This window comes from Shewanella sp. SR1, from assembly GCF_020447145.1.
GTDB classification, from domain to species: Bacteria; Pseudomonadota; Gammaproteobacteria; order Enterobacterales; family Shewanellaceae; genus Shewanella; species Shewanella baltica.
The window spans coordinates 106909-130183 of the sequence record NZ_JAJAEF010000010.1 but is presented as its reverse complement, the minus strand read 5'-3'; the positions used below and the strand labels follow the sequence as shown (position 1 = coordinate 130183).

The window sequence follows — 23275 nt, the reverse complement described above, 5'->3', positions numbered from 1 at the left end:
TGTCGAGAACTCCATGTATCGAATCATAGCCGATGAGGCTGACTTCCTTGTTATCTCCAAATCAGCCAAAGTGCATTTCCACAGTCAGGACGGAACAGCGGGCGTAGTGGCGCAGGCTGAGCAAGATCTGGGGATTAAGCTTTTTGCCGTGCATAGATTAGACACGCCCACGTCCGGTCTGTTGATTCTGGCCAAAAGCGCTGTCGCCGCTAAGCAATTTACTGAGCTATTTACCGCCCATAAAGTGCAGAAATATTACCTCGCCCTCGCGAAAGGTAAGCCGAAGAAGAAGCAAGGCTGGGTGATTGGTGACATGGCAAAGTCGCGGCGTAGCATGTTTAAACTGCTGCGCACTAAAGAGAATCCAGCGATTACGCAGTTTTTTTCATTGAGTGTCAGTGAGGGATTGCGTTTATATTTGCTTAAACCCCATTCGGGTAAAACCCATCAATTAAGAGTCGCCTTAGCAAGCTTAGGTGTGCCGATTTTAGGCGATGATTTATACGGTGGCATGGCGGCGGATCGTTGTTATCTGCACGCCTACTGTCTGCATTTTCGCTATGGCGATGAAGTCACTGGCTGGCGTGATTACGCGTATAGGGATGTGCCGACTCAAGGTGAACATTTTGCCGCTGCAGGTGTGACTGAAGCGCTGATTGAGTGGTCTGAACCCGATATTTTGGCTTGGCCAGCGAAAGGGGATTAATACGGGTAGCGTTATTTTTGCGTGAGGCTAGCAAGATTTTGCGAAAGCCTAGCAAGCTTGGCAAATACGATCTCGGCCCTCAGATTTGGCGCGGTACATGGCTTGGTCCGCTTGCATGAGTAGCTTGTCTGGCTGGCATCCTTGATAGATAGTGGCGTAACCTAAACTGGCATGGATTTTTATCGTAACACCTTGCCAGATAAATGAATTATCCTTAAGTACTTGATGCAATTTCTCGGCAACGGCTCTGGCAGCGGGTGCATCGGTCGCGGGCAAAATCACCAGAAACTCCTCACCACCGTGACGACATAGGGCATCATTTTCTCGCAATACCGATCCAAACAGTCTCGCCGCCGTCAGCAGGGCGAGATCACCCGCATCGTGACCGTATTGATCGTTAATCTCTTTAAAATGGTCAAGATCCAATAAAATCATACTGTAAGGCACATTATCCCTTAGCCAGCGTTGATGGATATTGTTGAGAAATTTATGCATAGCCCGCCGATTCCACAGGCCTGTGAGTTGATCCCGTTCCGCTAACATACGGATTTTGCTGACGAGTCGCGTCATGGCATTACCTATCATCACGATATTGATCAATAGGGTTAGAAATACATAAAACCACAGCACAGGTATCGCTTCGTGCGTGTGCATGGCGATAAACATCGGACTTTCTTCTGGGGAAAGCAGGGCGATAAAGATGCGAATGATAAAAATACCCACCATAGCGACTAAAGGCATGACCATAGCGATGGCGACTCGATTCCCCGTATCGCGTTTAATGGCCTGATAGTTATCCCGCGTTAGCATGGTAAAAATCAGCGCGGCGCAGGCGGAGAAAACAACGGCTAAGGTGCGTTCGGAGCTGAAGTTGGGGGGAACCGAGATCATCACACTGGCCGTGATTGCCAAGAGAATAAGATCGGATTTAACGCTGGGACTCAGCCTGAAAAGTGCCTTAGTACCCCAGCGTAATAGGATGAATCCAAACAAAATAGCCATATCGGAGCAGAACCAAAAAAGGTAACTTGAGGCTTCTGAGCGTTGGCTGTTGAGTATGATGCCTAGGAGGACGAACAAGTTCGCCAGCGAAAAGCGCATACTGGCCTGAGTCGCAATCTGTAAGGGTTTAGCAATGAGTCCCCATGCCACGGCTGCGGTGCTGGCCAGTAGGCAAATAAATTTGATGAGTAATAGGGCTTGGGGATCAAATATCATTCTTTTACTTCATATTTTTCTTTAACTATAGATGCTTTTAGGCATTTTCGGTTGAAGTTTATAGGATATCTTAATCTGTATTTATTGGCAGGAGGCGGGCTTTATCCTCTTTTGAATTTATGGCGATATTAAGTGCCTTTATTTAGAGAATAACTTGGGTTATTTGCTGTCTTGTAAGCTAAAATGTTTGCAAATTCTGAGTCTTCCTGCGAAGTTAGACCCTGTTGATTCGCCTACAATCTCCGTTTTAAGGATGCCCTGTTATGGATACAAATAAATTACTCTTAGTCATTATTGCGATTCTATTGCCTCCTGTTGCCGTATTTTTGAAGGCAGGAGCGGGTAAAGATCTGCTGATAAACATAGTGTTGTGTTTACTGTTCTGGTTCCCCGGTTTATTACATGCACTCTGGGTCGTGACCAAGGCATAAATTGCTTTCTTCCACACAATAAAAAAGCGCAATTTAATTGCGCTTTTTTATGCTTCAAAATGAGCCTTTCACTTAGAAAGGCAAGGTGTAGCCTATTGTCGCAGTACGTCCCATGCCTTTGAAATAACGATCATTTGTACCCATGGTTTGTGAGTAATAATTGAAATAATCCTTATTAAACAGGTTTTGCAGACCTAAGCTCAGGGTGCCAGTGTAAAGCGGCATAGAGAAGGAAGCGTCGACTGTGGTATAGCCATCAAACTCAGCGTACTTGTTGCCCGCAGCATTTTTAAAGTCGCGGTCCATGTAGTAGTTGGCTTGAACGCGGGTCGACATGTCATTATCGAAGTTATGGGTCCAGAACAGGTTGATACGGTTGGGCGAAATATTTGCGCCATCGAGATCGGTATCGACTTTGTTATCACCATTTGAATCGTATTCGCCCTGTTGAATGGCGATGTTCATGCCAAGATCATCATTGCTGGTGAGGTAGGCGGTAACATTGGCTTCGATACCCTCGATGACACTTTTTTCCCGCTTCACGTCGTAGAAACCATCGCCATTTAAGGCTAAACGTGAGCCAAAATCAGTGGCCGAACGATAATATGCAAACTTAGCGCTTAAGTATTTACCTTGATAATCGGCACCAACTTCGACGTTATCTGTGACGATCGGCGTGAGTGCCAATGAGTCATCTATGCTGGGATTGTCGCCTGGGAAGCTTTTACCATCACGCAGAATACGGCCGATATCCGGCATACCAAAACCTTGGTTATAGCTGGTATAAACGCGAATGTCTGGGGTGATTTTGTAGGAGATACCGACGTTGAATAAGGTTTCATCGAAGGTGGCCGAACCGCCTGCAATTTGCTTGTTGCCCGCACCCCATAGGGTTTTGTAGTCATCGACACTCAACTCGGCATGTTCGTAACGAACACCAGTCGATAGAGTTAGATTTTCAATTAAATCATAATCTAACTGTAAGTATGGCGCGACGTTGTCATAGGTGCTTTCCGGAACCCACGAAAAACCCGTTTTCACTAAATCTTGCTCTGTGGTATCGCGGAAAAGGTCGACACCGTAGGCCGCATCAATCCCTGAACCCGCAATATCTTTAGCAATCAATGAGCTTTTTAAACCCCATTTAACTGAAGCATTACGCGATTGCTCGTAGTACAAGCTTTCGCCTTTACTGCCGACACCGCACTGGATCACTTGGTCGCTACCTTCGAAGGATGGATCGTAGAAACTGTCGAAACAGCCGCCACCATAAACCGCTTTAAAATCTTGATTAAAGAGTTGCAGGTTAAGTTGTTGGCCACCAATGTTGGCGTGGGTGTAAGTCAAACTGGTGGTGGTCACTTGGTTGTTAGCCGCTTCCCATGGCTGGGTTTCTTTAACTGCGCCCGTGGGCACGCCATTGGGTTTGTCGCCTGCAACTGGCATCCAATCGCCATTGTTGTCTGCGGTGTAATGGTTAACCATTAACTCAAGGCGCGACTCGTCGAAGTTGTGGCCAAGTTTGATGAAGAAGTCTTTGCTTTGGCTGTCCATCGACTCGCCTTGAGTCGTGTCCACACCAACGACGTTATGGTTGGCATCGTAATAGACGCCATTATTGCGGTAGCTAACCGAGCCTATCATGTCGATAAATTCTGACTCGCCAGAAAACGCATAGCTGGCACCAAAGCTTAAGCCGTTGGATTTCATCGAATCAGGAACTGTCACATCGAAACTTACAACCTGTTCGCTGTCGCCTGTCGGTTTTTTAGTGATGTAGTTGATGATGCCGCCTTGGGCACCGAGACCGTGCATTGCATTGGCACCGTGAATGATTTCAATACGCTCAATCATGGCTGGATCTATGGTTTGACCCGAGCGACCCCCACTGCGAAGTGGGTTTGATTGCGGTACGCCGTCGATCATGATCAGCGGCGGACGACCACGCAGGGTTTCGCCTGTGTTACTCATCTTCTGGCGGCTTGGCGAAAAGCTCGGAGCCAAGTTACCGATAATGGTTGATAAATCTTTAGTGGTGCGGAACTGTTCTTCTAACTGGGCGCGGTCGATGATAGTGACGGTATTGGGGATTGAGCTTGGGGATTTATCCATCCGACTCGCGGTGACAGTGATTTTTTCTATGTCTTTATTTTTGTTATTTGAATTGCTATCGGGGGCATCTTGAGCCGCTGCGGATTGGCTTAGCGCTGCAAATACGGCTAAAGCAACAAACGAGGTTTTGAATGTCATATAACTTCCTGCTAAGGGTGAATGAGTTTGCTACACCGGCTCCTTTGGCATAAGTCCATATTCCATTAAACGGCATTACAAATGATAACGATTTTTATTCTGTCGCGATTTTAGGGGAGGAATAACGGCTTGTCTAGTCGTGTCATACAGGAAATTGCACGATTTGGCAGCAGTATTGATAAATTGCGACACAGCACTCGGTATCGAGATTAAACCTCAAGGGTTACCTAGTGCGAGTTCATGTCGGTAAGATATGACCTTATTTAGCGTTTAGCATGGCTTTCGCGATCTGATGGTTTGGTCGCAGGCTTGATGACTTGGCTTGCAAACGCGGTTTGTTAACTAGGCTTGTTAATTTGGTTAGCGTTGGGCGTGGGTTTGATGGCCTGAGGCGATCTGACTTAGTGCTTTCGATTGTCTGGCGTGCAGGTGGAAGGCTATAATCGCGCCCCTTTATTCCGTATCTGCATTGGTGCCCTGATGAACCGTAAAAAGAAGATAAACCAAACCTTGAAGAGCAAGGCGAAAAAGGCCAATGCCAAACTGCAATCGAGCAATAAACCTAAATACATTGCGAAGGCGGATAGGGAATCATTAGCTGCAGAGGCCGATACCGAGTGTCATGCTGTGGGTGCTGCGGCAGTTAACTCTGTGACTCTGGATAGTAAGTCTGCTGAATCATAAGTCTCCGTTCATTTCTTCATATAATGTGACGGCCATGCTGACATTCACTGAGTTTGCCGACATGGCGAGTTGCTGAATCTTCATTTGTAGTTGATATTGTCGCGAAGCCGCTATGTTACTCATCACCTAAGTCTTAGTGTGTTTCTAAGTAGCTGATGGGGTTTTGATAAAAGGCCTTTTTATATCCTTGGGTTGAAGTATCTATCAGCCAAGGTTTAGGCAATAAGCTCAAAATGGAATAATGCAAATGTGGCGGTTTACCTTGAGCATTACCCGTATCGCCGACAGTACCCAGCGTTTCACCTTGGTAGGCAATTAATCCCGTGGCTGATTCAATTTGTGCTAAATGGGCAAAATAATGAATTTGCCATTTAGGACCTAGACCAACGACCACATTACCTCCTTTAAAGAAGTCGCCTCGATAGAAGATCAACATAGGCGTTGGCGCAATCACGGCGGTGTTTTTGGCGGCGAAAATATCTATCCCCTTATGTACGCCCGATGGCCCCCAAGGTTCATACCAAAAGGTTTGGCTGTTCCAATCTTTACTGCTGGCGCCTTTGACTGGGATCACCGGTGACTCAGGGATCAGATCGCCGCCAAGTAGCAGTAACGATAGTGCTAATCCAACATATGTTAACTTCATTTTTTATCCTGCATTAAGCCTTAGTGCTTCTCTCAAGCTCTAATGAAAATCACTGAATTCCTGCCAATTTACGGGGTACTGCAAGCGCTCAGCTGCTGAAAGTGACAGCCAATAGGGGCGCCAAAAATAGTTACACCAAAAATCGATATTCCCTTGAAGACTGCCGAGTGTATTGGGATCGACATGGGGAAAGCTTTCCCAAGGGTGAGGTAAAGTCGATTTGAACGCAATCAGTTGTTCTAATAGTGCTTTGTCGTTGCTGATTAAACTGACGCAGATCCCCGCAAAATCGGCATATTGGTTGATCTGCAAGCTGGTCGCTTGGCTCGGATGGGTTATCAGGCCATTAAAGCTGGCGGCATGTTCGGGCAATACTGCAAAACCTGCATTGCCAATCAACGTATCTAAGGTTTGCTTGCCTTCTAAGGTCAGTAAGCCGTGAACTTGATAGGCATAAATATCGGCCTGCACTATTGGTGTCACTGGCGGATAGGCTTGGTTTGTCGGCAAGTCGATGTCGGGCATTTGCGCTGGATTAAAAATGGCGGCTAAGTCAGCTTGTCGCCCTAGTGGGCTGTTGCCATGAAAGGCGCGATGAAGGTGTTTTTTTAGCCAAGTGAGCACAGACATGAGCGCGACCATATAAGGTGAATGTTAATTGATCATGGCGTTTCTAAAGATTCAAATCACCAATCTACTTCTGGCACTCGCGATTTTACTCATCCGCATACGGCCAGTCTGAAGTATTAATACCGTTAATTCAGTTGGATATTTAAAATGACAAGGCAAGCGATTTTATGCCTGCAACTAAGCTGTCGTCTAGGGTTTAGCGTTAGCAGGAAGAAGCTTAATACTTAAGTTGTGAGCTTTTGAGCGCCGACAAATGGGAATCTGTCGAATGGTAAAGAGCAGTGACTCAGCAGCCTGAGTTTCTCGATGTGGCGCGTTTGCATTCTGGCCTAAGCTGTTCCATATGAAAAATAATGATGAGCACCAGCAAGCGATTATCGACGCCAATATCAAGATGTTTTTGGCCATGTATCGCGCTTAAACTTATCGTTCCATGCTATTCAACATAAAGGCCGCATCGCGGCCTTTATTATTTGTGAAATACAGACTAGAGCAAGGCTGTCGCCAGCAGATAACCGACGGTCGATGCGGTACCCACGCCGATAAAACCTGGAATGATAAAGCTGTGGTTAATAATGAACTTACCTATTTTAGTTGTGCCTGAACGGTCAAAGCCGATACAGGCCAGATCGCTTGGATAAGTAGGTAGCACAAAATACCCGTAGCTTGCAGGAAGGAAAGCGATCAAGAGTTTTGGATCTACCCCTAAGGCGAGACCCATAGGCGCAATGGCAGTCAGCGCCGCTGCTTGGCTATTAACAAGCTTAGAGATGAGGAACAGCACTAAGGCATAGGTCCAAGGCTGGCTTTGCACCACGTGGGACAGGTTTTCTTTAAGCACATCCATATGGCTGATGAAGAAAGTATCACTCATCCACGCCACCCCAAATACTGAGAAAATCGCCACCATGCCCGCTTTAAAGACGGGTCCATTAGAGATGTTTGTCGGTTTGACTTTACAGGTCATCAGGATAAATGCCCCCGCAATTAACATCATCATCTGGATGACTAAGTTCATCGATAATAAGGTCGTTTTTCCTTTAACTTCAAAGGCTGGGCGCAGTTCACTAAAGGAACCTAACAGCACCACAGCTGCAATAGCCGCAAAGAAAATCCCCGTTGCCCAGTAAGCTTCCTTAGGAAAACGTTGGTTTAGCAGGGTTTCACTCTTGTCATAGATAAAAGCTCTTTGGACAGGATCTTGAATCCGTTCTTGGAACTCTTCGTCTTTATCTAAATCTTTACCGCGACGTAGGCTCCAAAGTGCGGCGGCCATGACGCCGCAAAGCGATGCCGGTACGGACACCATTAAAATTTCGAGCAGATTGTAGGCGCGGCCCACACCTTGCTGCGATGCGAGAATCGACACCATAGACACAACCGCTACCGACACGGGCGAAGCACAAATCGCCATTTGCGAGGCGACGGATGCCACCGCCATTGGGCGTTCTGGGCGAATATTTTTCTTCAGCGCGATGTCGGAAATAATCGGGAACATGGTGTAAACCACATGGCCTGTACCGCAAAGGAAGGTCAGCGTCCAAGTGGTCAGCGGTGCCAGAATGGTGATGTATTGTGGATGGCGGCGCAGTAGGCGCTCGGCAAACTGCATCATCACATCCAAACCGCCTGCGGTTTGTAATACGGCCGCACAGCCGATCACCGCAAGAATCGTTAGCATAACTTGTACTGGCGGTTGTCCCGGCGCTAAACCGAAGACAAATATCAGTAAAAACAAACCTATGCCGCTGATGAGGCCGAGTCCCATACCGCCGTAGCGGGTACCGAGTAGTAGGCAACTAAGCACTACTATAAATTCCATTAAAATCATCCGATTTACCTCTGCGGAATCTACCGCTTAGCGATTTGTTGAGTGATGAGTGTTTTCAGGGACATTCTGCGGAGGAAAAGCGTTTGAAAAATTGCGCTGGCGCATGGTGTAAATAAAAAATGGCATGAGATTTTTCGGAAATTTGACCTAGCGCTAGAAACACGTAGCGATAAGTTGCATTCTGGTTAACGAGTTTTACGGAATGGGCTAAGACTTTGCGCTCGCTCCGTTTACAAGAACGATAACAATACTCAAGGATAAGCCCGTGAAACCAGCCACCTTTAATACCGAAGCCTTCGATGATTGGATCCGCAGTCGCTTTGTCGAACTCAACTCAGAGCTCGAACAGCTTTACTACCAACAAGCGGATCGGGCCAATGTGCTTGATATCGGCGCAGAAGCTAAGTTGGCGCTGGAGAGTGAAGGGCGAGAGTTGATTAAGGCCTTGCTCGATGAGGGCAATACCGACGAAGGGTTCGACAGTGCTTTTGATTTACTCGGCAATGTGGGCCTGTATATGGCGGCCTGTCGACGCCATGAGATTACCGAGCCTTCGCGGGAAACCACATCGCCATTAGCCGAAGCCTCCGCGCTTGCCATGCACATCGGCGCTTCAATAGGCGTCACGCCGCGCTTTGCTACCGCACATTTAACTACGCACAATCGGGCCCACAATGGCATTTATAAGCGCTTTACCGATCTTCCCGCTGAAAAGTTGTTTGTGGATTACAACACTAAAGGCATTTTGGCCTATAAACGCGCCGCCGATGCGCTATTGAAGATCCAGCCTTTGGGTATTTCCCATCCCATCAGTCACGATTTACTGCGAGTCGCTAAACAGGCATTGCAGGATGTGATTGAGTCGAATACTCAATTATTCAATCGATTAGATACGGATCGTTTCTTTTACTGTGTTCGCCCTTACTACAAACCGTATCGGGTGGGCTCGGTCATTTATCGCGGTGCCAACGCGGGGGATTTTGCGGGGATTAATGTAATCGATTTAACGCTAGGTCTTTGTTTCGCCAATGAAGCTTCTTATTCGCAAATGCTGGTGGACAAGTTTTTGTACATGATGCCAGAGGATCAGCAGATATTGCGTGAGTGCATGCGTCGGCCGAATTTGATGGATGATTTCCTGCAGGCAAAAGACAGTGCAAACCAAACTTGGTATCAAGAAAATTTGCGACTCTTTATCGAAGTCTGCGAATTACATGGCGAGACTGCGATTCAGCACCATAATGAGTTAGTGACTAAATATATTGCCGAGCCTTCGACAAGTATGGAGCAGCAGCATTTAGCTAAGGTCACCGCCAGTGGTCCGCCACTGCATGTGCTACTCGGTTCATTGGAGCGACTCAGAGATAGGCGCGCCGCCGTTCAGCGCAGCGATATTCGGACGCGTTATTATGAGATTAAAAAATTAAAAGAGAGTTTGAGATAACACTATGTTTGAAGACTTTAAAAAGGACTTTTACCTCGCGGGTCCAGGATATCTATTGAACCATTCCGTCGGTCGACCGTTAAAATCGACCGAACAGGTCTTCAAAGAAGCCTTTTTTGCGCCTTGGCAGGAATCGGGGCGCGAGCCTTGGGGTCAGTGGCTGAGTGTGATTGATGATTTTACCTTTGCTTTATCCAAACTGTTTAACGGCCACCAAAAGGACTTTTGCCCTCAGGTAAATCTTTCCAGTGCACTGACTAAAATCGTTATGTCACTCGACCGATTAAATCGCGAACACGCCGTTGTGTTGATGAGTGAGATTGATTTCCCCAGCATGGGTTTCGCCCTTAAAAAAGCGCTGCCAGCTAGCTGCGAAGTGCGTTTTATTCCTAAGGGACTTGATGTCACTGACCCTAATGTGTGGGACGCGCATATCAGCCGCGATGTGGATCTGGTGTTTGTCAGCCATGCTTATTCGAATACGGGGCAGCAGGCGCCATTAGCCAATATTTTCACCATAGCCCGTGAGCGAGGCTGTTTGAGCTTAGTGGATGTAGCGCAATCGGCGGGGATTATTCCGCTAGATCTCGCGCGCCTACAACCTGATTTTTTAATCGGGTCGAGTGTGAAATGGCTCTGCGGCGGCCCTGGTGCCGCCTATCTTTGGGTTAATCCCGCCATATTGGAGAGTTGCCAGCCAAAGGATGTGGGGTGGTTTAGCCACGAGAATCCGTTCGAGTTCGATATCCATGATTTTCGTTACCAGCATTCCGCAATGCGCTTCTGGGGTGGAACGCCTTCAATCGCACCCTATGCCATTGCCGCCCACAGCATTCATTACCTTGCGGGTTTAGGTGTTCCTTTGCTGCGTAAATGCAATCAGCAGTTAATTGATGCCGTGGCGCAAGAGCTCGAACATGAGTTTGTGTCGCCGCGGGATGTTGAAAAGCGCAGCGGTACGCTGATTTTGCAGTTTGCTGAGCAACAACATGCAATATTGACTGCATTAGCGAACGCGAACATCAGCGTCGACGCCCGCAGCATGGGGATCCGTATTTCGCCGCATATCTACAACAATATGGCCGATATCAAGTTGTTACTGGACGTGATAAAAGCCAATCGGTAGCCAATTGATAAGAGCTCTGTGGATAAATAGCTATGCCCAAACCTGAGTGTTTGAGCATTTTTTTAGAGTCGTTTACGATTTAGCCGCTCGATGATCTGGCAGGCGTTCAAGTCGTGTACCACGTTAATGACCGTCGATGGCGCATCGGTAATTGCCCCTATCACCACTAAAATTGGGATGGTTTCCATTGGCAAGCCTAAGGTCGTGACGATAAAAATCTCTCCGAGGAAAGCGCCGCCCGGCACGCCGCCTATGATAAAGGCCGATAGAACCGAAATCAGTATGGTCACCATAAACACATCGACGGTGAAATCTAATCCGAGTAACGAATAGATAAACACGATTTTTAGGGCTGTGATGATTGAGGCGCCGCCCTTATTTAAATTGACCAATAATGGCAGGCTGATGTCGGCGATTTCGGGTTTAATGCCCATCTTTAGCGCGGTTCTTAAGGTGACGGGTAAGGTGGCGAGCGATGATGTGGTGCCCAGTGCCGTCACTGCGGGTTCGAGGGCGAAGCGCCAAAATTGTCTAACCCCTTGAGTGCCACCGCCAAGCCAAGCGTAAAAGGTTGAACCCACGGTTAGATAGATAAAACAGGCGACCATAAACAGGCCAACGGCGCGGGCAAAGGTGACAACGAGCTGCGGATCTTGGCTCGCCATTGTCGAGGCGAAATAGGCACCGAGTCCCACGGGAGCTACCACCATAATGATCGAGACTATCTTCATGATGACGGTATTAAAACTGTCGAGTAATGCCGAGACTTTTCTGCCATCTTCCCCCGATTGACCTATCGCAATCCCCGCAATAACCGACATGATGATCAGGGCTAAGATATTGGATTTTGATAATAAACCTGAAAAGTCATTGGTGGTCAGCAGGCCGACAAAATCCATTGTCCCCGTAGTATCGCTGATGGTTTGATTGAGATCTAAGGTAACGCCTTGGGCGGGGTCGAAAAACAAGGCCAGCCCGATAATGCCAACGGCGGGGATAATCGCCATCACAATCGACACCGCCATGATTGACACTAACAGAGCGCCGAGTTTCTTCAAATCCGTCATACGGGCAATGGAGGAGGTCACGCTAATCGCGACCAGCGGCACGATAATCATAAACAACAGGTTTAGGAAAATTTGCCCTAAAGGTTTGAGCGTGAGCGCCAGCTCTGGCAAACCGACACCGAGCAGGCCGCCCAGTAATAACGCGGTGAGCAGCACGATGGAATCTTTATAAGGTTTTATCTTTTGCCACATAGGTAAACGCCTATTGTTATTTTTATGAATAAGATGCGCCCAAGTGATCAGGATTAATCGTGCTGCATGGACATTCTCAAGCTAGCGATTGCATTGAGTGAGTGCAAGGTGTGATTGATTTTAAATCGAAAAGGTTTGAAATCTATACGTGATGGATTTTGATTTTTTATGATTAATGGATTTGGCTTTATAGCTAGTCAGAGCTTCATCTATAAAAAAGCCCCGACAAGTCGGGGCTTAATCAATTTGCGAGTAAGGATTACAAGCTGTAGTACATTTCAAACTCAAGTGGGTGAGTTGTACGTGCTACACGCTCAGCTTCAGCTGTTTTCAGTACGATATAAGATTGGATGAAATCTTCACTGAACACGCCGCCTTTAGTCAGGAACTCATGGTCAGCTTGCAGGTTTTCAAGGGCGTTTTCTAATGACGTTGCCACTTGTGGGATTTCAGCCGCTTCTTCTGGAGGCAGATCGTACAGATCTTTGTCCATCGCTTCACCTGGGTGGATCTTGTTTTGGATACCGTCAAGACCCGCCATCAGCAGCGCTGCGAAACCTAAGTATGGGTTTGCATGTGGATCTGGGAAACGCGCTTCGATACGACGGCCTTTAGGGCTTGGTACCACAGGAATGCGGATTGATGCAGAGCGGTTACGGGCAGAGTAGGCCAACATAACAGGTGCTTCAAAGTGTGGCACTAAACGCTTGTAAGAGTTAGTGCTTGGGTTAGTGAAAGCGTTCAGCGCGCGAGCGTGCTTGATGATACCACCTATGTAGTACAGAGCCGTTTCACTTAAACCCGCGTATTTGTCGCCAGCGAACAAGTTAACACCGTCTTTCGCCAGAGATTGGTGAACGTGCATGCCGCTACCGTTGTCGCCAACGATGGGTTTAGGCATGAAAGTCGCCGTCTTACCGTAAGCGTGTGCCATGTTGTGCACTACGTACTTCAGAATTTGGATTTCATCCGCTTTTTTAGTTAGCGTGTTGAAGCGAGTTGCGATTTCGTTTTGACCCGCAGTCGCCACTTCGTGGTGATGCGCTTCAACCACTTGACCCATTTCTTCAAGCACTAAACACATAGCGCTACGTAGGTCTTGTGATGAGTCAACCGGTGCAACTGGGAAGTAACCGCCTTTAGTGAATGGACGGTGACCTGTGTTGCCGCCTTCGTAGCTAGTGCCTGAGTTCCAAGCCGCTTCTTTAGCGTCGATCTTAACGAAACAACCTGACATGTCAGTACCGAAACGGACATCATCAAATAGGAAGAATTCTGGTTCTGGGCCAATCAAAACAGTATCAGCGATACCTGTAGAGATTAGGTAAGCTTCTGCTTTTTTAGCAATTGAACGTGGGTCACGGTCATAACCCGTCATAGTACCTGGTTCAAGAATGTCACAACGGATCAGCGCTGTGGTTTCTTCTGTGAAAGGATCCAGTACGAATGTCGTTGGATCTGGCATCAGTACCATGTCTGATTCGTTAATGCCCTTCCAACCTGCGATAGAAGAACCGTCAAACATTTTGCCATCTTCGAAGAAATCAGCATCTACCTGATGAGAAGGAATAGATACGTGCTGCTCTTTACCTTTAGTGTCGGTAAAACGTAAATCAACGAACTTAACTTCTAATTCTTCAAGTTGCTTTAAAACTGATTCAACTGACATTCTCAAGCCTCCGGTAGGGTAAAGGGATGCCCCTTCTATAATCTTTTAACTCAAGTGATTTATCTTGAGCCAAACTTACGAGCGATAAAGCGATATCCATGCCAATAATTTAACTCACTGATTAACATGGTTTAAAATCTTTATTGCACTTAATTGGATTCGCGTTTGCACCACTATGGTGCTTTTGGCTGTGGCATTTTGGTGCATCAATCCATTTTGGTGCGCACTGAATTGATTCATGCAAACCTAGGCTGGGATCCAAAGTAATAACATGCACTGCTTATGTGGCAGTGAGATGGCAGTGACGCCTTGGCTCACATTAGTCGCATAAGGACAGCTGCACTGAATCTAGCACATCTTTTCAGCACAGAACTGGACTATTTCTCTGGGCTGTTTCGCCGCCGCATAATTGTCATAAAACCACGCTAGTCTGTCCAACTATGCCACGCATTCTCAATCCAATAGTGGTTTATTATCATATTATTAGGAAAGAGTTCGTTCTCATGTGCGAAATGTCTTTGCTGTTCACAGACCAAGTGAATCAATGATGCGTAATAAAGGTATAGCGTGACAATGAAGTGAGTCTTAAAGACATTCAGTTTTCGCGGTCATAAACGCCAATATGAATGCTCAGTTAAATGTACGCTAGAATTTATTGCTGTTTCTCGGCGAGATGATTTCATCGCGGTGACATCAATTTTAATTGATGTTTAAATCAGCAGAAATGGTTTGCGTCTAGAGTATGAAAAATAGCAAATTCAGCTGCTTAACTCTGATTTTTCCTACGAATATGGCAATTGAACAGTGCTTTAACTGTGGCGGTAGAGGATTTCACTCAATGGAATATTGGCAGGAATTACCCAAGGATTGGCGGATTGTTTTATAAGTGTTCAAAAATAATCCTGTGCGCCAAGGCCGCTCTGGAGTAGAATGGCACGCTTTTTATTGTGGCGGATCGAGCTAGATCGCCATAACGAATTACTGAAATATCCCTATTTTTGTTTGATGGTAAGAGGTTTATCCGTGCTAGAGAATTTACGTAACATCGCCATTATTGCACACGTTGACCATGGCAAAACGACCCTGGTAGACAAGTTGCTGTCACAGTCAGGCACCCTTGCAACCCGAGGAGAAGCCACTGAGCGGGTGATGGACTCCAACGATCTTGAAAAGGAACGTGGGATCACGATTCTGGCAAAGAATACTGCCATCAAGTGGAACGACTACCGTATTAACATCGTTGATACCCCAGGCCACGCCGATTTCGGTGGTGAGGTTGAGCGTGTTCTGTCTATGGTTGACTCAGTATTATTGCTGGTTGATGCCGTTGACGGTCCAATGCCACAAACTCGCTTCGTAACAAAGAAAGCGTTTGCTCAAGGCTTAAAGCCAATCGTTGTTATCAACAAGATTGACCGTCCAGGTGCACGCCCAGATTGGGTTATCGACCAAGTATTCGACCTGTTCGACAACTTAGGCGCAACCGACGAGCAGTTAGATTTCCCAATCGTTTACGCTTCTGCGTTAAACGGTTTTGCAACTTTAGATCCGGATGTAGCGAGCGATGATATGACGCCGTTGTTCCAAACTATCGTTGAAAAAGTATCTTTCCCAGATGCTGACGCCGAAGGTTCGTTCCAGATGCAAATTTCGCAAATCGACTACAACTCATACGTGGGTGTTATCGGTATCGGCCGCATCAAGCGTGGTAGCGTTAAAACTAACCAACAAGTGACCATTATTGGCGCTGATGGCAAAACTCGTAACGGTAAAATGGGCCAAGTATTAGGTTACATGGGTCTAGACCGTACTGAAGTTGAAATTGCTAACGCGGGCGACATCGTTGCTATCACAGGTTTAGGCGAGCTGAAAATTTCTGACACTATCTGTGCCGTTGGCGCAGTAGAAGCAATGCCTGCTTTGACTGTTGATGAACCAACTCTGACCATGACTTTCCAAGTTAACACTTCACCTTTTGCTGGTAAAGAAGGTAAGTATGTGACTTCACGTAACATTCTGGAACGTCTGCAAACAGAATTAGTCCACAACGTGGCACTGCGTGTTGAAGAAACAGAAAGTCCAGATCGCTTCCGCGTATCTGGTCGTGGTGAATTGCATTTATCAATCCTGATTGAAAACATGCGTCGTGAAGGTTACGAGTTAGCCGTATCACGTCCAGAAGTAATTCTGAAAACCATCGACGGTGAACTGTGTGAACCATACGAGACGTTGACTGTTGACGTTGAAGAAGAAGATCAAGGCACAGTGATCGAGAAGTTAGGTACCCGTAAAGCTGAAATGAAAGATATGCAGCTTGATGGTAAAGGTCGTGTACGTATCGACTTCATCATCCCAAGCCGTGGTTTAATCGGTTTCCAAACTGAATTCTTAACTGCGACTTCTGGTACTGGTCTAATCTACCACTCGTTCGACCATTACGGTCCACACAAAGGTGGCGATATCGGTCAACGCGCTAACGGCGTATTGATCTCTAACGCTACAGGTAAGGCTCTGACCTTCGCACTGTTCGGTCTACAGGATCGCGGTCGTCTCTTTATCGGCCATGCCGCTGAAGTATACGAAGGCCAAGTAGTTGGTATCCACGCTCGCTCAAACGATCTGACAGTTAACTGTCTGAAAGGTAAGCAGCTGACCAACATGCGTGCTTCTGGTACTGACGAAGCTCAAGTACTGACTACGCCAATCACAATGACACTTGAGCAAGCGCTTGAGTTCATCGATGATGACGAATTAGTTGAAGTAACGCCTAAGAACATTCGTGTTCGTAAGAGACACTTGACTGAAAACGATCGTAAGCGCTTTAACCGCGCTTAATGCCAGCCTGATGATTCAGGTGGCACGCCATTAAGGTGAGTCAATCGGTTTAAAAAGCCCTGCATAGGAAACTATGCGGGGCTTTTTGTTGCCTGTAATTCCTTCTTTTGCTGTTGCCATTGCCTTGGTGATCTCCCAGTCCAGCTCTTAAAATGACGACTAAATACCGCAACTTCGGCGTAGCCAAGTTGCAGTGCGATTTCAGTAATGGTTTGAACCCCATAAGTGAGTTGCTGCTCTGCTCTGTTCTGGCGGACCTCTTGTAATAATTGGCGATAGCTTTGGCCGCCGTGTTTGAGTTTAGTTTGCAGAGTGCGCTCATGTAATCCGAGCGCTGCAGATACCCGCTCGATACGGCATTCGCCAGTGGGTAATAGGCGATGGATTAAGTCCCGTGCCTGATCTGCTAAATTGTCTGGATAGTGGCTCTGTAAGTATTGTAAATGTGACTGTAAGTGGCGGTTGAGTGCATCTTCATCATGATGATTGCGGCTGGCAAGTTGGGATGTTTTTAATACTATGCCATCGAAGGTTTCGTAAAAGCGGATGGGTGGTAGACGCACAAGGCGGTTTGCGTCATCGTCATTCTCTTTCGTTTGGCGCAGATGCAATATTATGCTGTTAACGCTGATATTGAGCAGGCCTGAGACAAACATGGCCAGCTGGGCAACGCTCATTTGTATTAACTGCGTCAGGCCGCGCGGTGAATTCACATTGAGTGTGAGCGCTAAGCGCATGTAGTCGCCCTGCGGATCTCGTTGTAGTGACACTCCCGACGCATGTAAATAGAGGTATTGGTTCACCCGCGCCAGCGCGTCAGCTACCGTTGCGGTGCGCGACACTAGCATTGGCAGATCGCCAAGTACGTGCAAGGTTTGGCGCTGAGCTAACAAAATGCCAAACAGTGGCTGGCGGCAACGCAGTGCTGCAATCTCCAGTAATTCGGCCAGTCTTGCATAGGCGATATAAGTATTGGGATCTCGGAACTGTGCCTGTCGTAAGCCTGCTTGTTGCATTATTTCAATCGGGTTTTCTCCGAGCTCCAAGACCAGTTGTTCAAACTGACCTACTGCCCCGCTGCGTACTAAATACATCACCCTTCTGCCAGACTTTCCTAATATGACTCGTAGTATATCAAGTTATACTCGTAAAACATCAAGAACGTGCGCAATTAACCGTCTAAATTGGAGTGGCCTTACAATTAAATCAATAACGATAAAAAGAGGAAGTCATGCGATTAACCAATAAGACTGCTGTGGTAACGGGGGCGGCTGGGGGGATAGGCCAAGCCATTGTTAAAAAATTACTCGCCGAAGGTGCACAAGTGCTGGCGGCGGATTTATCGGCGTCGGCATTAACAGTGTTTAACGATTACCCCAAGGATAAACTGATCACATTCTCAGTCGATGTCACTGATTATCAACAAGTTGAGGCTATGGTACAGCATGGCGTTACGCACTTTGGTCAGCTCGATATCATGATCAATAACGCCGGAATTGGCGCACCTAAGCCTTTGCTCGATCACGATCCCATCGCTGATTTTGAGCCTGTGACGCGGGTTAATCAGCAAGGGGTTTACTACGGTATTTTGGCAGCGGGCCGTCAATTCCGTCGTCAAGAAAGTAAGGGGGTTATTCTCAATACTTCATCGGTTTACGCACAATTAGCCTCGGAAATGACTTTCACTTATAACGTCAGTAAAGCCGCTGTTGACATGATGACAAAATGCGCCGCTCTTGAGCTGGCGCCTTTAGGTATTAGGGTTTGTGCCGTCGCACCTGGTCGCGTTGATACACCTATGCTGCGTCAATATGAAGCCCTAGGTTTATGGGACCACATCCGTAAAGAGCAGATGCGCCAGACGTTCACTCAGCCAAGTGAAATTGCTGACATAGTGGCATTTTTAGTCAGCGATGAAGCTAACTGCATTAATGGTTGCACTGTAAGCGCGAGTGACGGCTTTGAACACTTTAAATATCCGCTACTGGGGTAGTGACTTAACCCGTTAACACAATAAAAATAAAAAGGAATTCAACATGGCATTACCTGGCGTTATCCAACATCAAGATTTTTTGCTCACGCTCAATACAAACGAAGACAAGGTTATCAAAGATGCCTTGCCTGGCGTTGACGTCTATCCGCTATTTTTAGATCCAGAAAATGGTACTTGGGTTATTCGCGCTAAATTTAAAGCGGGTATTACGCTGCCAAAGCATTTTCACACTGGCGTGGTGCATTTTTATACCCTAAGTGGCTCTTGGCACTACCTCGAATATCCGGATCAACCGCAAACCGCGGGCAGTTATCTGTATGAGCCTGGCGGATCTATTCATACTTTCCATTGCCCTGCCGACTCCGGTGGTGCCGATGGTTTTATGGTGATCTCGGGTGCCAACATTAACTTTGATACGGACGGTAATCTGATGTTTATCATGGATGCAGGCTGGATTGAACAAGCCATTATGGCTGCTGCCAAAGCGCAGGGTATTACGCCGCGTTACATTAAGCCGGGCGCCATTGCAGGCCTTAGCCACGAATAATAAAGGGCGTCACTATGAGTAAAATGAACGCCATTGTTATGCAAGATGGTGCTGTGAATGTGCAGCAGGTGCCGATACCTGAGCCACAGGCAGGGCAAGTTTTAGTGCGCAGTTTAGCCTGCGGAATTTGCGGCTCAGATCTACATATCACTCGCCATTCAAGCGAAGTTTTTGATTTTTATCGTAAGCTGGGTGTGATGCCCAACAGTTTGGATGATCACACCTCTGTGATGCTCGGCCACGAATTTTGTGCTGAGATAGTTAAATTTGGTCCAGACACCCAACAAACGTTGGCGACGGGTCGTCGGGTCACGTCGGTGCCCATTCTCCTTAGCCAAAATGGTGCTGGAGTAGGGGTCACGCCTGGGCTGTCGGGGGCTTATTCTGAGTATTTTATTCTCGATGAAGCCTTGTTATTGCCAGTACCAGAGCATTTACCTTCAGAGGCTGTAGCCTTAACTGAGCCATTAGCTGTAGGTTTACACGCAGCTAATCGCAGCGGTATCTGTATTGGAGATACCGCATTAGTGGTGGGTTGCGGTCCTATCGGTCTAGCGGTTATTTCAGCGCTGCATTCGAGGGGCGTGAGCAACATCATCGCGGCAGATTTGCAGGGACATAAGTTGCAATTGGCTGGTGATTTTGGTGCGACTCAAGTAGTTAACCCAAGTGAACATGATGAAGTGACTTTTGCTGCGGAGTCAGCCGCTGGTAAGCGATTGGTTATTTTTGAATGTGTTGGCCAGCATACCCTAGTAGATCGCCTTATTCGCCGGGCCCCGGTTAATGCGACCATTGTGGTGGCAGGCATTCATACCGCGACCTCTAGTATTAATTATGGTTATGCAACGGTTAAAGAACTGGATCTACGCTTTTCTTACTACTACCAACCGCATGAGTTTAGTGAATGTTTAGAGGCGTTAGCCCAAGGTAAAATACCTTGGCAAAAATTACTGACGGGTAAAGTGGGAATAGATTGTGTATCGGATGCGTTTAAGCTGCTACTTGCACCTAATAATCATATAAAAGTGGTGATAGAACCTTGGCGTAATGGAGAGTTAGTGCATCTGTAATTAGGGCGCATTGACGTTACATGGTTGTTTTTGCCGCGATTTGGCTTGCTTTTATCCAAGGCAAAGCCCGTGTGGTGTCGTTATTCTACATAAACGGGGGATAACGCGGCAGAAACGCCAGCCAAACGCGCCCAAAGGGTTCGTCTGGCAAGCTATTGCTCTTACTTTCATTACACAAGCCGCTTATCATTTGAGTAGAATAACGACACTTCACTCTTCGTTTCGCGATCACTAGCTTGCCAGAGCGAACAAAATTTAATCTCGGAGCGTCAACACGCCCTAATACTATCCTCATCATTATCGTTGAAAAATGGAATATCTTTGTTACCACAAAGCCGTTATCCAGTTTATGGAGAGCGGTTGGGTTCTTGGAGGGCAATATCAAGCGGCAATAGGCGCGCTACACTCATCAATCGATCAATATCACCTAACGTATAAATCTAAATTGTTCAGTTGATTTATCTTTTAAACCTCATTCTCATCCATCACACGTATGCAATTGCGACCTGCTGATTTTGCGCGGTATAGAGCAAAATCTGCTTGGCGAACTAACTCTAAAGGATCGTGTTGCTTAGCGGGATTCAGATAAGCGACTCCTGCGCTGGCGGTCACAATACCAAGGTCAGTATTTGCATGTGGAATGGCAATGGATTGGATCAGTTGATGAATATGCTGCGCTGTGTCGAGTACCGTTTTTTTGTCGATATTGGGTAACAGAATGACAAATTCCTCACCACCGTAGCGAGCAACGAGTTCGCCGGCTCTGCGGCCCGACTGGGATAAAGTACTGGCCAGTTGTTTAAGGCAATCATCGCCGGCGAGGTGGCCATAGTGATCGTTAAATTGTTTGAAGTGGTCAATATCGAGCATGATGAGGGCCAGTGAGGAATTGCTCCTTTGTCCTCGGCTCCACTCCGTTTGTAACATCATGTCAAATAGGCGGCGGTTGCCGATATTGGTTAAACCATCGGTATTGCTGAGTATTTCGAGTTGCCTATTGGCTTCTGCCAGCTCACAGGTTCGTGCCTTGATCATGGATTCAAGCTCGATATTACGTTCCTCTAATCGTGCTATCGGGTAAATCTCTCCCTTGTGGGCTAAGCCGTAGGGGATGGATATGCCACTGTGGGCAATCATCCAGTCTTTGTGTTCTAAACGAAATATCAACACTAGCCGTGCTGTCTCGCGGGAAAGCATAGGATTAGGGATGGGTAAGTGGATATGGAAAAAGGCAGTCACAACTACGAGGTTATCGGCAAGATCTTGTAAGGAGAGAGCTAACATTTCGATATGGATCCGCTCAGGCACTTGTGCAAAGTCCTGCCGAGTGATCCGCACCCATTCTTCCCTGTCGGTGACAAGCTGGTCACTACTGCCAGCATAGCCGCTAAAGTTCTCACTAAAGCGGTGGGTTAGCCTGTCATCACGGGAGGAATACATCTCAATATATTCGTCAAATAACGAACGGATCAGTTGCTGTCGGTCGGGTCGCATAGGCTAGCTCCATGTTAGGGAACATAAAACCACTTTTCTAGTATCCGTATAGGAATAGTATCTGCGATAAAATCGAGTGGTTGCCTGATTGTAGTCAATGTTATGACTTATATATTAAAAATACTGCAGATAGTGATGTAAGCCATTATCTGCAGTGTGCTTTTGGGGTATTAGCTAATGCCCAACTCTATCTATCACTTGGATCAGTTCCATGCGGATATTGTCGGGTGTTTGGCTATGCCAGAAACCTGCTAAGTAAGCGCCAAGCGGCAGAATAAATAAGGTGATGAGTACTAATGCGAGTAATCCCTTGTGGCCGAGTCTGTGGCCGGATTTAAGTCCTAGGCCAAGGGCGGCAGATTTTGGACAAGCGGCGACGCAGCGCATACAGGCTTGGCATTCGTCACTGCGAACCGTGGTTTTGGTGTGCACTATGATGTTTGCTGGGCAGGCGCGGGTGCACTTGTCACATTTCATCCCTTTTGCTTCGATAAGACAGTGCTGGCTATCGCGGCGGATTTTTAAGGGACTCGCAAAACTTAAGATCCCGAGCATGGCACCATAGGGGCACAAGTAACGGCAGAATCCCTGACGGCGCCATGCGGCTAAGGCAAGGATCAACGCAAACACTAATAAGGTAATTAGGCTAGGTGTTAGAAAGAACAGTGCCATCTTCAAGTCGGCAATCTTATGGTAATTACCTTCGAGATAATTAGGAATCGATTGCGCTGGCATACCAATCACTATGTAACAGAGGCCAAGCAACAATAGATACTTGAGCATACGCATTGGCCAATCGAGCCAAGCGGGTGGTGTTAGTTCTGATTTAATAAAGCGTTTTCTAAAGGCATACAGATATTCCCCTGCCAAACCTAATGGGCAAGCCCAACCACAAAATGCTCGCTTGCAGAGTAATCCTGTGAGTAATACCGCAGCTAACATCACTGCCGCTGCAGGATGGGTTTGATCCCATAAATTCAGACTGACAATAGCCTTAAGCTCAATGCCGCCAGCAATTGGCAGGAAAGCATCGACCACATCGGGGCGCATGAGCCAAGGTGTGATCCCTTGCTTAAGCAGTATGGTATTGATTGTGTATTGCACGGCAACCAGTAAAAGCGATAGCGCCAAGACATGCTGAGTGCCTTCCCGCAGGGTGTTTATCTTAATCTCACCCTTGAAGGAATCAGGTGCAAATTTATGCCCCAATAATGCCAACGGCAGCGCAATAATCAGTCCGAGTGCCAATGGCCAGTAAAGGCTAATCGCGACAGCGCCGACGCTGAGTAACAGTGTGGCGACAGCGCCCCATTTCTTGCCGCTCCAATAGCTGAGCGAGGCGAGATACATGAGTGCCAGCATCAGGGTGAGTGATTCGATAAAAGTCATAGTGATGAATACAGCGAATGAGTAACGAGTACAGTGTCTGAGTGATGAAC

The 23275-nt window shown here is 47.1% G+C and carries 20 protein-coding genes and 1 pseudogene; 10 read left to right on the top strand and 11 right to left on the bottom strand.

Features of this window, described 5'->3' with window-relative positions:
- Window positions 1–13: 13 nt before the first annotated feature.
- Window positions 14–706, top strand: a complete 693-nt coding sequence (locus tag KV201_RS11720; protein ID WP_226059419.1) for a TIGR01621 family pseudouridine synthase — start codon at window positions 14–16, stop codon at window positions 704–706.
- A 48-nt stretch (window positions 707–754) separates the two neighbouring features.
- Here the strand turns inward: KV201_RS11720 and KV201_RS11715 are convergent, their stop codons facing one another.
- Window positions 755–1924: a GGDEF domain-containing protein gene (locus tag KV201_RS11715; protein WP_226059418.1), complete on the bottom strand. Its 1170-nt coding sequence runs from the start codon at window positions 1922–1924 to the stop codon at window positions 755–757.
- Window positions 1925–2187: 263 nt separating this feature from the next.
- Here KV201_RS11715 and KV201_RS11710 point away from each other — a divergent pair, with 263 nt between their 5' ends.
- On the top strand, window positions 2188–2355 hold the full coding sequence (locus KV201_RS11710) for a YqaE/Pmp3 family membrane protein (protein WP_006079767.1): 168 nt from the start codon (window positions 2188–2190) through the stop codon (window positions 2353–2355).
- A gap of 72 nt (window positions 2356–2427) precedes the next feature.
- On the opposite strand, the gene KV201_RS11705 is transcribed toward KV201_RS11710, so the two are convergent.
- Window positions 2428–4605, bottom strand: a complete 2178-nt coding sequence (locus KV201_RS11705; protein WP_226059417.1) for a TonB-dependent receptor — start codon at window positions 4603–4605, stop codon at window positions 2428–2430.
- 414 nt (window positions 4606–5019) lie between these two features.
- Here KV201_RS11705 and KV201_RS11700 point away from each other — a divergent pair, with 414 nt between their 5' ends.
- On the top strand, window positions 5020–5289 hold the full coding sequence (locus KV201_RS11700) for a DUF2986 domain-containing protein (RefSeq protein WP_319000217.1): 270 nt from the start codon (window positions 5020–5022) through the stop codon (window positions 5287–5289).
- Here KV201_RS11700 and KV201_RS22540 read toward each other — a convergent pair.
- Genes KV201_RS22540 through KV201_RS11690 form a run of 3 tightly spaced genes read right to left on the bottom strand, consistent with a single transcriptional unit; the run spans window position 5284 to window position 6577 of the window.
- Window positions 5284–5412, bottom strand: a complete 129-nt coding sequence (locus KV201_RS22540) for a hypothetical protein (RefSeq protein ID WP_264175225.1) — start codon at window positions 5410–5412, stop codon at window positions 5284–5286. The genes KV201_RS11700 and KV201_RS22540 overlap by 6 nt on opposite strands.
- Before the next feature lie 10 nt (window positions 5413–5422).
- A complete protein-coding gene (locus KV201_RS11695; protein WP_226059415.1) occupies window positions 5423–5935 on the bottom strand; it encodes a M23 family metallopeptidase in 513 nt (170 codons plus the stop codon).
- 39 nt (window positions 5936–5974) lie between these two features.
- Window positions 5975–6577, bottom strand: a complete 603-nt coding sequence (locus KV201_RS11690; protein ID WP_226059414.1) for a hypothetical protein — start codon at window positions 6575–6577, stop codon at window positions 5975–5977.
- 307 nt (window positions 6578–6884) lie between these two features.
- Between KV201_RS11690 and KV201_RS11685 the strand changes: the two are divergent.
- Window positions 6885–6986 (top strand): annotated as a pseudogene (locus KV201_RS11685) (TetR/AcrR family transcriptional regulator); the annotation flags it as partial.
- Between the two features lie 66 nt (window positions 6987–7052).
- On the opposite strand, the gene KV201_RS11680 reads toward KV201_RS11685, so the two are convergent.
- Window positions 7053–8396: an anaerobic C4-dicarboxylate transporter gene (locus tag KV201_RS11680; RefSeq protein WP_006086569.1), complete on the bottom strand. Its 1344-nt coding sequence runs from the start codon at window positions 8394–8396 to the stop codon at window positions 7053–7055.
- 265 nt (window positions 8397–8661) lie between these two features.
- Between KV201_RS11680 and KV201_RS11675 the strand changes: the two genes are divergently transcribed.
- Window positions 8662–9840, top strand: coding sequence for a monodechloroaminopyrrolnitrin synthase PrnB family protein (locus KV201_RS11675; protein ID WP_063884962.1), 1179 nt, complete (start codon window positions 8662–8664; stop codon window positions 9838–9840).
- A 4-nt stretch (window positions 9841–9844) separates the two neighbouring features.
- Window positions 9845–10966, top strand: a complete 1122-nt coding sequence (locus KV201_RS11670) for an aminotransferase class V-fold PLP-dependent enzyme (RefSeq protein ID WP_226059413.1) — start codon at window positions 9845–9847, stop codon at window positions 10964–10966.
- Window positions 10967–11028: 62 nt separating this feature from the next.
- Here KV201_RS11670 and KV201_RS11665 read toward each other — a convergent pair whose 3' ends face one another.
- Together KV201_RS11665 and glnA are read right to left on the bottom strand one after the other, a co-directional pair.
- Window positions 11029–12225: a dicarboxylate/amino acid:cation symporter gene (locus tag KV201_RS11665; protein ID WP_226059412.1), complete on the bottom strand. Its 1197-nt coding sequence runs from the start codon at window positions 12223–12225 to the stop codon at window positions 11029–11031.
- Window positions 12226–12484: 259 nt separating this feature from the next.
- A complete protein-coding gene (gene glnA / locus KV201_RS11660) occupies window positions 12485–13894 on the bottom strand; it encodes a glutamate--ammonia ligase (RefSeq protein ID WP_006079778.1) in 1410 nt (469 codons plus the stop codon).
- A 1023-nt stretch (window positions 13895–14917) separates the two neighbouring features.
- Between glnA and typA the strand changes: the two genes are divergently transcribed.
- Complete coding sequence (gene typA / locus KV201_RS11655) at window positions 14918–16729, top strand: translational GTPase TypA (protein WP_012196535.1); 1812 nt, start codon at window positions 14918–14920, stop codon at window positions 16727–16729.
- Window positions 16730–16800: 71 nt separating this feature from the next.
- On the opposite strand, the gene KV201_RS11650 is transcribed toward typA, so the two are convergent.
- A complete protein-coding gene (locus KV201_RS11650; protein WP_226059411.1) occupies window positions 16801–17823 on the bottom strand; it encodes an AraC family transcriptional regulator in 1023 nt (340 codons plus the stop codon).
- A 137-nt stretch (window positions 17824–17960) separates the two neighbouring features.
- Between KV201_RS11650 and KV201_RS11645 the strand changes: the two genes are divergently transcribed.
- Genes KV201_RS11645 through KV201_RS11635 form a run of 3 tightly spaced genes read left to right on the top strand, consistent with a single transcriptional unit; the run spans window position 17961 to window position 20342 of the window.
- Complete coding sequence (locus KV201_RS11645) at window positions 17961–18722, top strand: SDR family NAD(P)-dependent oxidoreductase (protein ID WP_226059410.1); 762 nt, start codon at window positions 17961–17963, stop codon at window positions 18720–18722.
- 43 nt (window positions 18723–18765) lie between these two features.
- Entirely contained in the window at window positions 18766–19269 is a 504-nt protein-coding gene (locus KV201_RS11640; protein ID WP_226059409.1) for a 2,4'-dihydroxyacetophenone dioxygenase family protein, read from the top strand.
- A 14-nt stretch (window positions 19270–19283) separates the two neighbouring features.
- Window positions 19284–20342, top strand: a complete 1059-nt coding sequence (locus KV201_RS11635; protein ID WP_226059408.1) for a zinc-binding dehydrogenase — start codon at window positions 19284–19286, stop codon at window positions 20340–20342.
- A 465-nt stretch (window positions 20343–20807) separates the two neighbouring features.
- Here the strand turns inward: KV201_RS11635 and KV201_RS11630 are convergent, their stop codons facing one another.
- Both KV201_RS11630 and KV201_RS11625 read right to left on the bottom strand, forming a co-directional pair.
- Window positions 20808–21836, bottom strand: a complete 1029-nt coding sequence (locus tag KV201_RS11630; protein WP_226059407.1) for a diguanylate cyclase — start codon at window positions 21834–21836, stop codon at window positions 20808–20810.
- Between the two features lie 174 nt (window positions 21837–22010).
- Window positions 22011–23225, bottom strand: a complete 1215-nt coding sequence (locus KV201_RS11625) for a 4Fe-4S binding protein (RefSeq protein ID WP_226059406.1) — start codon at window positions 23223–23225, stop codon at window positions 22011–22013.
- Window positions 23226–23275 lie beyond the last annotated feature (50 nt).

Bases quoted from the DNA above. Each gene is read 5' to 3' on its own strand.
- KV201_RS11720 (WP_226059419.1), top strand. From the start codon at position 14: ATGTATCGAATCATAGCCGATGAGGCTGACTTCCTTGTTATCTCCAAA.
- KV201_RS11715 (WP_226059418.1), bottom strand. From the start codon at position 1,924: ATGATATTTGATCCCCAAGCCCTATTACTCATCAAATTTATTTGCCTA.
- KV201_RS11710 (WP_006079767.1), top strand. From the start codon at position 2,188: ATGGATACAAATAAATTACTCTTAGTCATTATTGCGATTCTATTGCCT.
- KV201_RS11705 (WP_226059417.1), bottom strand. From the start codon at position 4,605: ATGACATTCAAAACCTCGTTTGTTGCTTTAGCCGTATTTGCAGCGCTA.
- KV201_RS22540 (WP_264175225.1), bottom strand. From the start codon at position 5,412: ATGAGTAACATAGCGGCTTCGCGACAATATCAACTACAAATGAAGATT.
- KV201_RS11695 (WP_226059415.1), bottom strand. From the start codon at position 5,935: ATGAAGTTAACATATGTTGGATTAGCACTATCGTTACTGCTACTTGGC.
- KV201_RS11690 (WP_226059414.1), bottom strand. From the start codon at position 6,577: ATGGTCGCGCTCATGTCTGTGCTCACTTGGCTAAAAAAACACCTTCAT.
- KV201_RS11680 (WP_006086569.1), bottom strand. From the start codon at position 8,396: ATGATTTTAATGGAATTTATAGTAGTGCTTAGTTGCCTACTACTCGGT.
- KV201_RS11670 (WP_226059413.1), top strand. From the start codon at position 9,845: ATGTTTGAAGACTTTAAAAAGGACTTTTACCTCGCGGGTCCAGGATAT.
- KV201_RS11665 (WP_226059412.1), bottom strand. From the start codon at position 12,225: ATGTGGCAAAAGATAAAACCTTATAAAGATTCCATCGTGCTGCTCACC.
- glnA (WP_006079778.1), bottom strand. From the start codon at position 13,894: ATGTCAGTTGAATCAGTTTTAAAGCAACTTGAAGAATTAGAAGTTAAG.
- KV201_RS11650 (WP_226059411.1), bottom strand. From the start codon at position 17,823: ATGTATTTAGTACGCAGCGGGGCAGTAGGTCAGTTTGAACAACTGGTC.
- KV201_RS11645 (WP_226059410.1), top strand. From the start codon at position 17,961: ATGCGATTAACCAATAAGACTGCTGTGGTAACGGGGGCGGCTGGGGGG.
- KV201_RS11640 (WP_226059409.1), top strand. From the start codon at position 18,766: ATGGCATTACCTGGCGTTATCCAACATCAAGATTTTTTGCTCACGCTC.
- KV201_RS11635 (WP_226059408.1), top strand. From the start codon at position 19,284: ATGAGTAAAATGAACGCCATTGTTATGCAAGATGGTGCTGTGAATGTG.
- KV201_RS11630 (WP_226059407.1), bottom strand. From the start codon at position 21,836: ATGCGACCCGACCGACAGCAACTGATCCGTTCGTTATTTGACGAATAT.
- KV201_RS11625 (WP_226059406.1), bottom strand. From the start codon at position 23,225: ATGACTTTTATCGAATCACTCACCCTGATGCTGGCACTCATGTATCTC.